We start from the raw sequence: 12,658 nt of genomic DNA, 5'->3' as shown, positions 1-12,658 counted from the left end.
CTTGTCCTCGTCCGCCTTCGGCCAGTCGAAGCCGAGCATCTCCAGGACCCACTCAAGGCCGTCCGGCAGCATCAGCGACACGAGTCAGTTCCCCCCAACTGACCGGCCCGTCCGGCTCCGGGGCCGGGACGGGTGAACGAGAACGAAGCACAGCACGAGCGACGAACAGTCAGATGATCCTATTCATCGCACCGACAGCCCGTCGCCCCCCGACGCCGGGAAGATCCCCACCCGACGCCGCCGGAGCCGACCCTTCACCGGCCCCCCACGAACATCGCGACAACCCTGCACACGGACCGGACGGCCCGTCACTTCCGCCGGTCGTCGCGCTTGGCGGAGTTGCTCTCGGCCTCCTCCTGCTCGCGGACCATCTTCTCCGCGCGCTCCTCCGACCTGCGCCGGTCCTCCGGCGACAGGTGCTCGGCGGCGTCGTGGATCTCGCCGAGCCGGCCGGTGATCGCGTGCATGTAGCGGTCGGACTCGATGACGTCCCTCATGCCGATCCGGCCGCTGAGCACGCCCTTCGCCATCTCCTGCAGCTCGGGGCCGACGTTGGAGTTGTTGGCGAGGGTGCGCAGTGCCTTGTGCAGCGACGCGGCCTGGGTCGGATTGTCCGCCACGTCCAGCAGTTCGTCGTCACCGATCTCGTGCTCGTCGGCCATGGCGGCCACCTCCCCGTCGTCCAAAACCTGGACTTCGCCCCGGACCGCGGCGGGCCAAGACCGGTCGGCCGCAGTCGCTTTCGTCGTGCGATCATATGCAACCGTTCGGAGTCGACGGTGCCTGACGGTAATGTCGGCCGCAGTCCGCCACCACGGAGGAATCGTCGTGATCACCCAGGAGCAGGCCCTCGCCGCAGCCGACCGCTGGCTGAACGGTGAAGCGCCGGCCGAGCAGCGCCGTGCCGTCCGCCACCGCGAGTTCGGTCTCGGCTGGGTGGTCTGGGCCGCGCCGGCCCCGCTGGAGCGCGACCCCGTCACCGGGGAGCGGCGCCCGCCGGCCGACCTCGGCGACGCCTGCGGTGTGGTGGACCGGGAGAGCGGTGAGCTCACCGTGTGGCCCTCGATCCCGGTGGACGAGGTGATCCGCGCGTACGAGGCCAAGCACGCCGAGCGGGCGCACCGGAACGACCCGCCCGCCACCGGCCCGGGCAACACCGCCGTCGCCACCTACGTGAACCCGGCCGACGGTCAGGAGGTCATGCTCTACCGCAACGCGGGGCCGGGTCTGCCGCCCGCGGAGTACCAGCTCGCCGCGGAGCTCGACCGACTCGGCGTCCCGGCCGGGAACGTGGTCGCCGTCCACACCGACCTGCGCCCGGCCACCCTGCCCGGCGGCTACACCGCCGCCCTGCTGGAGCGCGCCTTCCCCAACGCCGAGGTCTCCTGCTCGCACACCTACGGCATCTTCGCCGACGAACGGGCCGAGGGTGCCGCCGCGCTCACGCAGCACGCGGAGCGGATCGCCCGCCTCGCGGGGCAGCCGCTGCCCCCGCGGCCGCGCCGGGTGCCGGCGCCGCAGCCCGGCGAGGTCGAGCCGGCCGCGGCGGTCCGTGACGTGGCGCTCGGCCGCCGGCTGGCCGAGGTGTTCGGCGAGGTCGTGCGGTACGACGCCGACGACATCGCGGCGAGTGCGCTGCCCGAGCCGACCCGTTCCACGCTGACCTGGGCGGGGCTGCCCGCCGACGTCCCCCTGTTCTTCGCCGCGGACCGCCCGGACGCCCCGCCGGCCGGCGGTCTCCTGGCCGACCTGCGCGCCCACCTGACGGCCGCGGGCACCGAGCTGGAGGATTCGCTGCTGGACGTCCTCGCGGGCTGGACGAGGATCGGCTCCGACGGGCTGTGCGTCGTCGCCGTGCAGTGCGCGGGGGCCGAGCAGGACCTCGGCTCGGTGTGGGCCGTCAACCCGCGCACCGGCAGCGGACGGTACGTCAGCGCCTCGCTCTCCGCCTTCCTGCGGGGCCTGGACGCCCTGGTGACGGCGCGTGCCGCGATGCGCGGGCTCGACCCGCTGGCGGCCGGTGCCGCGGTCGCCGCGCTCCAGACGGAGCTCGCCGGGATCGACCCGCAGGCCTTCCACAAGGACTCGACCTGGTGGAACGTGGTCGTCGAGCAGATGTGGCACGGCCTGTTCTGACCCGGCCCCACGCGTTCGGGGGCTCTCTCAGGAGAGGTCGACCCGTACCAGGGCGGCGGCCAGCGCGGGCAGTTCGGGTCCCGGCACCAAGGCACCCAGGGAGTCGCCGTCGCTCGGCAGGCCGAGCGAGGCGGCGGCGTCCCGCGCCCGACGGTCGAAGGACGGGCGGAGCTCCGGCCAGACGCCCTGGGCCTCGCGGCAGAAGATGTCCGCGCCGACCGGCCCGATCCGGGGGAACTCCTGGAGCAGCCGGTGCACCGCGGCCCGGTCGCCGTCCGCCTCGGCGCGCAGTCGGCGCAGGTCGCCGCGCCAGCGTTCGAGGAGCAGGTCGGCGCCGCGGCCGAGGGCGGTGGCGGTGCTCTCGTCGTAGCGGACGTAGTGGGCGCGTCCGAGGGCGTCGACCCGGTCCTGCCAGCCGGAGCCGGCCATCGCCTGCGGGGTGCGCAGCCCGGCCCGGAAGAGTTCGCGGGCTGCTGCGGTGGCGATGTCCGCCTTGATCCTGGTGGAGCAGAGCAGCGTCAGCACCAGCAGTCGGTAGAGCGGTGCGGGCTTGTTCCGCAGGGTGATCCCGGCTGCCTCCGCGTAGGTCTGTCCGTGCTCGTGCAGGAGGCGGGCCGCCGTCTGCGAAGCCTCGCTCACCCGGGCGCGCCTACCCCGCTCCGCCGGTTCGAACCACGGCTCGCAGGCCGAGGCGCGACGGTCGGGCAGCGGTCAGGCGCACCAGGCGCCGCCGGTACGGCTGGCACGGACCTCGACGGTGTAGCCCTGTCCACCGGCGTAGGCCCAGCCCACCGCGAGGTGGGCGGTGGTGCCGTCGACCTGTTTGGTGAAGCAGAGGCCGATCCGCTCGCCGCCGGGGTCGGTGCGCCAGGCCGGTTCGTCCGGGTCGGGCGGGGCGGGCTGCCAGCCGTTGTGGGCGGCGGCGGCCCGGTAGTGGGCCACGACGTCCGCCCGCCGGGCGGGCTCGTCGTAGCCCTGCCCGTAGTAGGCGAAGCGGTCGTCGTCGTCGCAGCCGGCGTACGGCTCCCCGTCGGAGCGCGCGCCCTGCGGCGCTCCGAGTGCCCGCACCTCGGCGGTCACCGGTTGCTGCAGGCGGCGGTCGGCGAAGGTGCAGCCGTACAGTCCGCCGTCGAGCGCCCAGTACCCGCCGCCGACGACGAGCGCGGCGAGCACGAGTCCGCCGACGGCCAGCGACGCTCCCACCCGGAGATCGTTCACGGGCGGGAGCGTAGCGGTCGGCGGGCCGCGGCGGAAGCGGCGGTCAGAGCACCCGGACCATCGTCCGGTGCGGGATTCCGGCGTCCTCGTAGACCGGGCCCTCGGCGGTGTAGCCGAGCCGCTCGTAGAAGCCGAGCGCCTGGGTCTGGGCGTGCAGTTCGAGTTCGCGGGCGCCGCGCTCGCGCCCGGCCTCCTCGATGGCGCGGACGAGGTCGGCGCCGAGGCCGGTGCCGCGGGCGGCCTTGCGCACGGCGAGGCGGCCGAGCAGGACGCGGCCCTCGACGCCGGTGAGCTTCAGGGCGTCGGCGCCGTGGATCAGGCGGCCGGTGCCGAGACCGGTGCCGTCGGCGGTGACGGCGAGCAGGTGCACCGAGGTGGCGTCGAGCTCGTCGTACTCGAGCTCCTCGGGGACGTTCTGCTCCTCGACGAAGACCTCGCGGCGGACGTGCCGCACCTGGGCGAGGTCGGCCTCGCTCGTCGCGATCCGGATCTCGACGGCGGGCCGGTGGGTCTCGTCGGCCATGTCAGCTCTCCGCGGCGATGATGTCGAGGGCGTTCTGCAGGTCGGCGGGGTACTCGCTGCGGAACTCCACCCACTGGCCGTCGGAGGGGTGCTCGAAGCCGAGCTGGACGGCGTGCAGCCACTGCCGGGTGATGCCGAGGCGCTTGGCGAGGGTCGGGTCGGCGCCGTAGGTCAGGTCGCCGACGCAGGGGTGGCGCAGCGCGGACATGTGCACCCGGATCTGGTGGGTGCGGCCGGTCTCCAGCTTGATGTCGAGCAGGGAGGCGGCGCGGTAGGCCTCGATGAGGTCGTAGTGGGTGACCGAGGGCTTGCCGTCGCGGGTGACGGCCCACTTCCAGTCGCTGCTGGGGTGGCGGCCGATCGGGGCGTCGACGGTGCCGGTCAGCGGGTCGGGGTGGCCCTGGACGAGCGCGTTGTACCGCTTCTCGGTGATCCGGTCGTGGAACTGCCGCTTGAGGTCGGTGTAGGCGCGCTCGGACTTGGCGACGACCATGAGGCCGGAGGTGCCGACGTCGAGGCGGTGCACGATGCCCTGGCGCTCGGCGGCGCCGGAGGTGGAGATCCGGTAGCCGGCCGCGGCGAGGCCGCCGATGACGGTGGGGCCGGTCCAGCCGGGGCTGGGGTGGGCGGCGACGCCGACCGGCTTGTCGACGAGGACGATGTCGTCGTCGTCGTGGACGATGCGCATGCCCTCGACGGGCTCGGCGACGATCTGCACGGGGGCGGCGGGGGCCGGGATCTCGACCTCCAGCCAGGCGCCGGCGGTGACCCGGTCGGACTTGGCGGCGGGGGAGCCGTCGAGCGTCACCTTGCCGTCGGCCGCCAGCTCGGCGGCCTTGGTCCGGGAGAATCCGAACATCCGGGCCAGGGCGGCGTCGAGGCGCTCGCCCTCCAGGCCGTCGGGTACGGGAAGGCTGCGGGTCTGCGCTGCGATACTCACTCGTACGAGTATGCCGGACCGCGGGGGGCGGCCCGACCGCCGCGGACGCGGTCCGCCCCGCCGGCGCGGGGCCTGCGGGACGGTCGTCGCCCGGCCGTCACGCGGCCGCGGTCACTCCGCGCGGTCGCCGGTGCTCTCTCCGCCGTCCTGTGCGGCGGTCTGCTTGGCGCTCTGGTGGGTGGTGCCGTCCGGGTTGGAGCCGCGGAAGGACAGCAGCACCACGAGGATGCCGCCGCAGACGATCGCCGAGTCGGCGAGGTTGAAGACGGCGAAGTGCTGGACGGAGATGAAGTCCACCACGTGGCCGCGGAACACACCGGGCGAGCGGAACAGCCGGTCGGTGAGGTTGCCGAGGGCGCCGCCGAGCAGCAGGCCGAGCGCGATCGCCCAGGGCAGGCTGTGCAGACGGCGGGCGATCCGCCAGATCACCACGATCACGGCGGCGGCGATGGCGGTGAACACCACCGTCATCGCCTGGCCCATGCCGAAGGCGGCGCCGGGGTTGCGGATCACCTGGAAGGTCATGACGTCGCCGATGACCTCGATCGGCCGGTGGCCCTCCAGCCGGGCGACGACCAGCAGCTTGCTGCCGAGGTCGATCAGGAAGGCGAGCAGGGCCACGGCCAGCAGCACGCCGACCCGGCGGTGACGGACGCTGCGGGCGCCGCCCGCCGCGGTGGCCCCGGCCGTGGCGGTGCCGGGCTCGGAGGCGGACTCGTCCACGGCGGTCTCCGGCTCGTGCGGCACGCGTGCGGTGGGGACGGCTTCGTCCTGCGTCTGGGGGGAACCTGGAGTGCTGATGATCCGCTCCGCTGCCGTGTACAAGAGGACCGGCCCGAGGCGGGCCGACCTGGGCCGGGGTTACGGGGACGAGCGTACGGCACTCGGCGGCCGGACCGCCCGTTCCCCGCCACCCCGGACGGGCCCTACCTGCGCTCCTGCTTGGCCTTGCAGCTGACGCAGAGCGTCGCCCGCGGGAACGCCTGGAGCCGGGCCTTGCCGATCGGCTGGCCGCAGGACTCGCAGATGCCGAAGCCGACGCCCTCCAGGCGGGCGAGCGCCCGCTCGGTCTGGGCGAGGCTGTCGCGGGCGTTGTTGGCGAGGGCGAGCTCGCTCTCGCGGTTGATGTTCTTGGTCCCGGCGTCGACCTGGTCGTCGCCGGCGCCGTCGTTGGAGTCGCGCATCAGGCCGGTGATCGCGGCCTCGGAGGCCTCGATCTCGGCGCGCAGGCGCTCCAGGTCGGTGTTGAGCTCGGCGTGCAGCTCGGCCACCTCGGCCGACGTCCAGGCGTCCTCACCCGGGCGTACGGGCAGCTCGGCCGGGTCCACCGACTCGGCTCCGCCGCCCCGGGCGCCGGAGCCCGCCGGGACGTGGGTGCGGCTGGCCGCCGCCCGGCCGGTGGTGGTGCTGGTCTTCCGCCGTGCAGTGCTCACGGTCCCCTCCCCTGGGTCGCCTGCCACAGCCTCCCGCGTCCGCTTGGTGGCGGTACGCGTGCCAGTTGCTCTCTCAGCCATGGCTTTCGACCTCATTTACGAATGATGCGAACCGCCGGTTCCCGGCGGTTTCTGGTGCCGGAAAGATAAACCCCATCGAATCCGGTCACAACGTGACATACCGGCGTCAGATCCGATCCCACTCGGGCAGCCTCTGCCGCCACCGGTGCCCGAGTGCTGACCCTGTTGTGCCCAGATCGCCACCGGCTAATCGCCACCGGCCGACGGCGGCCCGCGCCGGGCGGTGCGGGTGCCGCAACCGGTTTGCCACGGCCGATACACTGGCCTGGCAAGGCGCAGATGGGACGAGTACCGCTGTACGCAGCCACCAGCGACCCGGGGACGGTGCGAGCCCGGGGGTGTGCACGGCGCGAAGATCACCCCGGAGCCGCCGGAAGAACGGCCGTCCGACCCGCTCGGACGGCCCAGTAGAACCGGCAGCAGACCCAAACAAGAGGGTCGCGGGCCGTTGTGGCCGCGGCCAAGGAGGGTGGTACCGCGGGACGGCCTGCCGTCTCGTCCCTCCGTCGGAGCCAGTCCACGCATCCGTCGGAGGTAGACGCCAGCGATGAGCACCTACAACCCCGTCCCCGCGCAGGTCGACCTGCCTGCGGTCGAGCACGGCATCCTGTCGTTCTGGCAGGACAACAAGATCTTCCAGCGCAGCCTGGAGCAGTCCGAGGGCCGCCCGGAGTGGGTGTTCTACGAGGGCCCGCCGACCGCCAACGGCATGCCCGGCGCCCACCACATCGAGGCCCGCGTCTTCAAGGACGTCTTCCCGCGCTACCGGACGATGAAGGGCTACCACGTCGCCCGCAAGGCCGGCTGGGACTGCCACGGCCTGCCGGTCGAGCTCGCCGTCGAGAAGGAGCTCGGCTTCTCCGGCAAGCAGGACATCGAGGCGTACGGCATCGCCGAGTTCAACGCCAAGTGCCGCGAGTCGGTCACCCGGCACACCGACGAGTTCGTCAAGCTCACCGAGCGCATGGGCTACTGGGTGGACCTCGACGAGGCCTACCGGACGATGGACCCCTCCTACATCGAGTCGGTCTGGTGGTCCCTCAAGCAGATCTTCGCCAAGGGCCTGCTGGTCCAGGACCACCGGGTCGCCCCCTGGTGCCCGCGCTGCGGCACCGGTCTGTCCGACCACGAGCTGGCCCAGGGCTACGAGACCGTCGTCGACCCCTCGGTCTACGTCCGCTTCCCGCTGACCTCCGGCCCGCTGGCCGGCGAGGCCGCGCTGCTGGTCTGGACGACCACCCCCTGGACGCTGGTCTCCAACACCGCCGCCGCCGTGCACCCCGAGGTCACCTACGTGGTGGCCACCGACGGCACCGAGAAGCTCGTCGTCGCCGAGCCGCTGGTCGCCAAGGCCCTCGGCGAGGGCTGGGAGACCACCGGGCAGAGCTTCACCGGCGCCGAGATGGAGCGCTGGACGTACGACCGGCCGTTCCAGCTGGTCGAGATCGAGAACGCGCACTTCGTGGTGACCGCCGACTACGTCACCACCGAGGACGGCACCGGCATCGTCCACCAGTCCCCCGCGTTCGGCGCCGACGACCTCGCGGTCTGCCGCCGCTACGGCCTGCCCGTGGTCAACCCGGTCGAGGCCGACGGCACCTTCGCCGCGGACGTCCCGCTGGTCGGCGGCGTCTTCTTCAAGAAGGCCGACGAGACCCTCGTCGCCGACCTGCAGGCCCGCGGCCTGCTCTTCCGCCACCTGCCGTACGAGCACAGCTACCCGCACTGCTGGCGCTGCCACACCGCGCTGCTCTACTACGCGCAGCCGTCCTGGTACATCCGCACCACCGCGGTCAAGGACGCCCTGCTCCGGGAGAACGAGAACACCAACTGGTTCCCCGAGAACGTCAAGCACGGCCGCTTCGGCGACTGGCTGAACAACAACATCGACTGGGCGCTCTCCCGCAACCGTTACTGGGGCACCCCGCTGCCGATCTGGCGCTGCGACGAGGGCCACCTCACCTGCGTCGGCTCGCTCGCCGAGCTCTCCGAGCTCACCGGCACCGACCAGGGCGGCCTCGACCCGCACCGGCCGTTCATCGACGAGGTGACCTTCGGCTGCCCGCAGTGCTCCGGCACCGCCGTGCGCGTCCCCGAGGTCATCGATGCCTGGTACGACTCCGGCTCCATGCCGTTCGCTCAGTACGGCTACCCGTACCGCAACAAGGAGCTGTTCGAGAAGCGCTACCCGGCGCAGTTCATCTCCGAGGCGATCGACCAGACCCGCGGCTGGTTCTACACGCTGATGGCCGTCGGCACCCTGGTCTTCGACAAGTCCTCCTACGAGAACGTGGTCTGCCTCGGCCACATCCTCGCCGAGGACGGCCGGAAGATGTCCAAGCACCTGGGCAACATCCTCCAGCCGATCCCGCTGATGGACCAGCACGGCGCCGACGCCGTCCGGTGGTTCATGGCCGCGGGCGGCTCGCCCTGGTCCGCGCGCCGCGTCGGCCACGGCACCATCCAGGAGGTCGTCCGCAAGACCCTGCTGACCTACTGGAACACCGTCGCCTTCCAGGCCCTGTACGCGCGCACCGCCGACTGGGCGCCCTCCGCCGCCGACCCGGCGCCCGCGGACCGCCCGCAGCTCGACAAGTGGGTGCTCTCCGAGCTCAACACCCTCGTCCGCGAGGTCGACCTGGCCCTGGAGGCCTACGACACCCAGGGGGCCGGCAAGCTGCTCTCCGGCTTCGTCGACGACCTCTCCAACTGGTACGTCCGCCGCGGCCGCCGCCGCTTCTGGCAGGGCGACGCCGCCGCGCTCGCGACCCTGCACGAGGCCCTGGAGACCGTCACCCGGCTGATGGCCCCGCTCACCCCGTTCATCACCGAGCGGGTCTGGCAGGACCTGGTCGTCCCGGTCGTCCCGGGTGCCCCCGCCTCCGTCCACCTCGCGAGCTGGCCGACCGCCGACGAGACCCTCGTCGACGCCGACCTCTCGCGGAACATGGCGCTGGTGCGGCGCCTCGTCGAACTCGGCCGGGCCACCCGCGCCGAGTCCGGGGTGAAGACCCGTCAGCCGCTCTCCCGCGCGCTGATCGCCGCGCAGGGCTGGGACGGACTCCCCGCCGACCTGCGGGCGCAGATCGCCGAGGAGCTCAACGTCACCACCCTGGAGTCGCTGGCCGGCGTCGGCGCCTCGCTCGTCGACACCACCGCCAAGGCCAACTTCCGTGCCCTCGGCAAGCGGTTCGGCAAGGGCGTCCAGGACGTCGCCAAGGCCGTCGCGGCCGCCGACGCCGCCGCCCTCGCCGCCGAACTGCGCGCCTCCGGCACCACCGGGGTCGAGCTGAACGGCGAGCGGATCGAGCTCTCGCCGGACGAGGTGATCATCACCGAGACCCCGCGGGAGGGCTGGGCCGTCGCCAACGAGTCCGGTGCGACCGTCGCCCTGGACCTCGCGATCACCCCGGAGTTGAAGCGGCTCGGCATCGCCCGCGACGCCATCCGCCAGATCCAGGAGGCCCGGAAGAACTCCGGCCTGGACGTCGCCGACCGGATCGTCCTCCGCTGGCGCGCCACCGCCGAGGAGACCGCCGAGGCCATCGCCGAACACGGCCCCCTCGTCGCCGAGGAGGTCCTCGCCGTGGACTTCGCGGCGGGCGCCGCCGACTGGGAGTCCGAGAGCTTCACCGACGACTCCCTCGGCCTCGCCTTCCAGCTCCGCAAGGCCTGAACGTAGAGGTCGACCTCTAGGGACGGCGAACCAGCAGGGGCGCGTGGGGGCACCTCCCGGCCGAAGGCTGGGGGAGAACTGCGCGATTCGGATGCGGTCATCCTTCCGAATCGCGCAGTTCCCCGCGCCCTGTTCTGTTCCTGCCCGCACCCGTGAAGAAGCCCGTCCCCGACTGCGCGGTCCCCACGCCCCCTCTTCGTGGCCGGCAGCGCACACGAGGGCGCCCCCGCCGTGATGTTGATCACAGTGGGGGCGCCCTCGATGTGGGTGGTGCTTAGTTGTCGCCGTCCTCGTCGATGAGGAAGCCCCGCATCGGGGCCGGCGCCTGCTGCATCGGCTGCGGCGGCTGCGGGCGGACCGCGGCCATCGGCTGCGTCATCCCGGCGGGAGCCATCTGCGCGGCACCGCTGCCGCCCGGCTGACCGCCGAAGCTCGGGCTGTTGCCGCCGCCGAAGGAGTTCCCGCCGAAGGACTGGCCGTTGCCGCCGAACGACGGCTGGTTGCCGCCGAAGGAGGGCTGGCCGCCGAAGCTGGAACCGGTGCCCACCGAGGAGGTGGCCGGCGACATCGACGACGCCGCCGGGGGCAGCGAGGCGGTGGCGGGGATCCGCGGCGGGGCCAGCGAGTCGTCCGCCTGCGACTCCAGCTGGCGCAGCTGGGTCTCCAGGTAGGACTTCAGGCGGGTCCGGTACTCGCGCTCGAAGGCGCGCAGGTCCTCGACCTTGCGCTCCAGCGTGGCGCGGGCGGACTCCAGCGAGCCCATGGCGACGCGGTGCTTCTCCTGGGCGTCCCGCTCCAGGGCGTCGGCCTTGGCGCGGGCGTCCCGCTCCAGGCCCTCGGCGCGGCTGCGGGCCTCGCCGACGATCTTGTTGGCCTCGGAACGCGCCTCGGAGATCGCCTGGTCGGCGGTCTGCTGGGCGAGGGCGAGCACGCGGGCGGCGCTGTCGCCGCCGGGCTGCTGCTGCGGCTGGCCCATCGGGCCGCCGAGCGGGCCGCCCATCGGCTGGCCCATGGGCTGACCCATCGGGCCGCCCATCGGCGCGAGCTGCTGCTGGCCGCCCATGGTCTGGCCCATCGGCTGACCCATCGGGCCGCCCATCGGCTGCAGCATCTGACCGCCCATCGGCTGGACCAGCTGCTGCTGGCCGCCCATGGTCTGCATCGGCTGGGGCTGACCCATCTGCTGGGGCTGACCCATCGGCTGCGGCTGGCCCATCTGACCGGCGCCGGGGCCGGGCGGGAGGGCGGGGGCGCCGGAGGGCAGGCCGAGGGGCTGGTTGCCCATCTGCTGCTGCGGGCCGCCCATCTGCGGACCGGGGCCCTGCTGCTGGCCGGGCACCGGGGGACCGGATATGGCGGCGGGCACGGGGGCGCCGGCGGGACGGGCGTCCTGCGGCGGCTCCTTGCGCATGTTGGCCTGGTTCTGCGCGGCGGCACGCGTGGCGGCGGCCAGCTTGGCGCGCAGGTCCTCGTTCTCGCGCAGCAGGCGGGTCAGCTCGGCTTCGACCTCGTCGAGGAAGGCATCGACCTCGTCCTCGTCATAGCCTTCGCGCAGCCGGACGGTCGTGAACTGCTTGTTCCGAACGTCCTCGGGGGTCAATGGCATCTCTTCACCTCAACGTGATCGTCGGCACTCCGGAATCCTGTCGCATCGCTCACAACGACAGGGACCGCACGAGCGAGATCAGGACATACACAATGATCATCAGTACGAAGAAGGACAGGTCGAGCGCCACGCCCCCGAGACGCAACGGCGGGATGAAGCGCCGAAGAAGCTTGAGCGGCGGATCCGTGACAGTGTACGTGGCCTCCAGGACCAGGACCATGGCCCTTCCCGGCCGCCACGAGCGCGCGAACTGGAAGACCCAGTCCATCACGAGGCGGAAGAGCAGGATGAGCAGGAAGACTGTCAGCGCGTAGTAAAGCACCGCCCCGACGATCCCCATCTCGTCTCCCTCTCCTGGTCATCAGCCCGTCGGTGACGCACTGTCGATCGGTCCACACGTAAAGTCGTGGCCGGGTCAGCTCTGGTTGAAGAACCCACCCTCGGCGATCCGAGCCTTGTCCTCCGCCGTGACATCGACGTTAGCAGGAGACAGGAGGAACACCTTCTGTGTCACGCGCTCGATACTGCCGTGCAGACCGAAGACGAGTCCAGCCGCGAAGTCTACGAGCCGCTTGGCGTCCGTGTCGTCCATCTCGGTCAAATTCATGATCACGGGTGTGCCGTCGCGGAACTGTTCCCCGATGGTACGGGCCTCGTTGTAGGTCCTCGGGTGCAGCGTGGTGATGCGGTAGGGCTCTCGTTCGTTCACTACCTTGGGCATGATCACCGGGGAGCTCTTCTCCAGGTTCTGGCGACGGTCGGGTGTGATGGACGACACGGGCGCCATCCGCGGCGCCTCCTGCCGGATCGGGACGGCGGCCGGGACGGGCTGCGGCGCGATGTGCGCGACCGGCGCGGGCGCCGGGCGCTCGGCCGCGGCCGGGCGCAGGTCCTCGGTGCGGCCGGTGCGGATCGGCTCGGGGTCCGCGTCGTAGTCGTCGTCGGGGTCGTACCCCTGGCCGTCGTACGTCTCGTCCTCCACGAGGCCGAGGTAGACCGCCATCTTGCGCATTGCGCCGGCCATGCTCCTGTCTCCTCCGCTCTG

12 protein-coding genes are annotated in these 12,658 nt (G+C 72.5%); 2 read left to right on the top strand and 10 right to left on the bottom strand.

The features are described from left to right. Window positions 1–308 precede the first annotated feature (308 nt). Entirely contained in the window at window positions 309–662 is a 354-nt protein-coding gene (locus AB0O09_RS33740; RefSeq protein ID WP_363548525.1) for a hypothetical protein, read from the bottom strand. 166 nt (window positions 663–828) lie between these two features. On the opposite strand from AB0O09_RS33740, the gene AB0O09_RS33735 reads away from it, so the two are divergent. After that, the gene (locus AB0O09_RS33735; RefSeq protein WP_363548523.1) at window positions 829–2,136 is read left to right on the top strand and encodes an SUKH-4 family immunity protein; all 1,308 of its coding nucleotides are present in this window, start codon (window positions 829–831) and stop codon (window positions 2,134–2,136) included. A gap of 27 nt (window positions 2,137–2,163) precedes the next feature. On the opposite strand, the gene AB0O09_RS33730 is transcribed toward AB0O09_RS33735, so the two are convergent. The 6 genes from AB0O09_RS33730 to AB0O09_RS33705 form a co-directional block, all read right to left on the bottom strand. Continuing rightward, window positions 2,164–2,775, bottom strand: a complete 612-nt coding sequence (locus AB0O09_RS33730) for an endonuclease (RefSeq protein WP_363548521.1) — start codon at window positions 2,773–2,775, stop codon at window positions 2,164–2,166. A 72-nt stretch (window positions 2,776–2,847) separates the two neighbouring features. Continuing rightward, window positions 2,848–3,354, bottom strand: coding sequence for a hypothetical protein (locus AB0O09_RS33725; RefSeq protein WP_363548520.1), 507 nt, complete (start codon window positions 3,352–3,354; stop codon window positions 2,848–2,850). A 43-nt stretch (window positions 3,355–3,397) separates the two neighbouring features. After that, on the bottom strand, window positions 3,398–3,877 hold the full coding sequence (locus AB0O09_RS33720; RefSeq protein WP_363548518.1) for a GNAT family N-acetyltransferase: 480 nt from the start codon (window positions 3,875–3,877) through the stop codon (window positions 3,398–3,400). 1 nt (window position 3,878) lies between these two features. Further along, complete coding sequence (locus tag AB0O09_RS33715) at window positions 3,879–4,817, bottom strand: RluA family pseudouridine synthase (protein WP_363548516.1); 939 nt, start codon at window positions 4,815–4,817, stop codon at window positions 3,879–3,881. Window positions 4,818–4,928: 111 nt separating this feature from the next. Beyond that, window positions 4,929–5,540 (bottom strand): signal peptidase II, encoded by a 612-nt coding sequence (lspA, locus tag AB0O09_RS33710; RefSeq protein WP_363548515.1) that lies wholly within the window; start codon window positions 5,538–5,540, stop codon window positions 4,929–4,931. A gap of 203 nt (window positions 5,541–5,743) precedes the next feature. After that, window positions 5,744–6,250, bottom strand: a complete 507-nt coding sequence (locus AB0O09_RS33705) for a TraR/DksA family transcriptional regulator (protein WP_363548514.1) — start codon at window positions 6,248–6,250, stop codon at window positions 5,744–5,746. Between the two features lie 628 nt (window positions 6,251–6,878). Here AB0O09_RS33705 and ileS point away from each other — a divergent pair. Then, window positions 6,879–10,007 (top strand): isoleucine--tRNA ligase, encoded by a 3,129-nt coding sequence (gene ileS / locus AB0O09_RS33700; RefSeq protein ID WP_363548512.1) that lies wholly within the window; start codon window positions 6,879–6,881, stop codon window positions 10,005–10,007. A 274-nt stretch (window positions 10,008–10,281) separates the two neighbouring features. Here the strand turns inward: ileS and AB0O09_RS33695 are convergent, their stop codons facing one another. The 3 genes from AB0O09_RS33695 to sepF form a co-directional block, all read right to left on the bottom strand. Beyond that, entirely contained in the window at window positions 10,282–11,613 is a 1,332-nt protein-coding gene (locus tag AB0O09_RS33695; RefSeq protein ID WP_363548511.1) for a DivIVA domain-containing protein, read from the bottom strand. A 49-nt stretch (window positions 11,614–11,662) separates the two neighbouring features. Continuing rightward, window positions 11,663–11,953: a YggT family protein gene (locus AB0O09_RS33690; protein ID WP_030262809.1), complete on the bottom strand. Its 291-nt coding sequence runs from the start codon at window positions 11,951–11,953 to the stop codon at window positions 11,663–11,665. Window positions 11,954–12,028: 75 nt separating this feature from the next. Beyond that, window positions 12,029–12,637, bottom strand: a complete 609-nt coding sequence (gene sepF, locus AB0O09_RS33685; protein ID WP_344627430.1) for a cell division protein SepF — start codon at window positions 12,635–12,637, stop codon at window positions 12,029–12,031. Window positions 12,638–12,658 lie beyond the last annotated feature (21 nt).

Source organism: Kitasatospora sp. NPDC093679, assembly GCF_040683455.1.
Taxonomy (GTDB): Bacteria; Actinomycetota; Actinomycetes; order Streptomycetales; family Streptomycetaceae; genus Kitasatospora; species Kitasatospora arboriphila.
The sequence above is the reverse complement of the archived record's forward strand: the minus strand, read 5'-3'. Positions and strand labels throughout refer to the sequence as shown.

Excerpts from the sequence above, each read along its gene's own strand:
- AB0O09_RS33740 (WP_363548525.1), bottom strand. The coding sequence starts at position 662 with ATGGCCGACGAGCACGAGATCGGTGACGACGAACTGCTGGACGTGGCG.
- AB0O09_RS33720 (WP_363548518.1), bottom strand. The coding sequence starts at position 3,877 with ATGGCCGACGAGACCCACCGGCCCGCCGTCGAGATCCGGATCGCGACG.
- ileS (WP_363548512.1), top strand. The coding sequence starts at position 6,879 with ATGAGCACCTACAACCCCGTCCCCGCGCAGGTCGACCTGCCTGCGGTC.
- AB0O09_RS33695 (WP_363548511.1), bottom strand. The coding sequence starts at position 11,613 with ATGCCATTGACCCCCGAGGACGTTCGGAACAAGCAGTTCACGACCGTC.
- AB0O09_RS33690 (WP_030262809.1), bottom strand. The coding sequence starts at position 11,953 with ATGGGGATCGTCGGGGCGGTGCTTTACTACGCGCTGACAGTCTTCCTG.
- sepF (WP_344627430.1), bottom strand. The coding sequence starts at position 12,637 with ATGGCCGGCGCAATGCGCAAGATGGCGGTCTACCTCGGCCTCGTGGAG.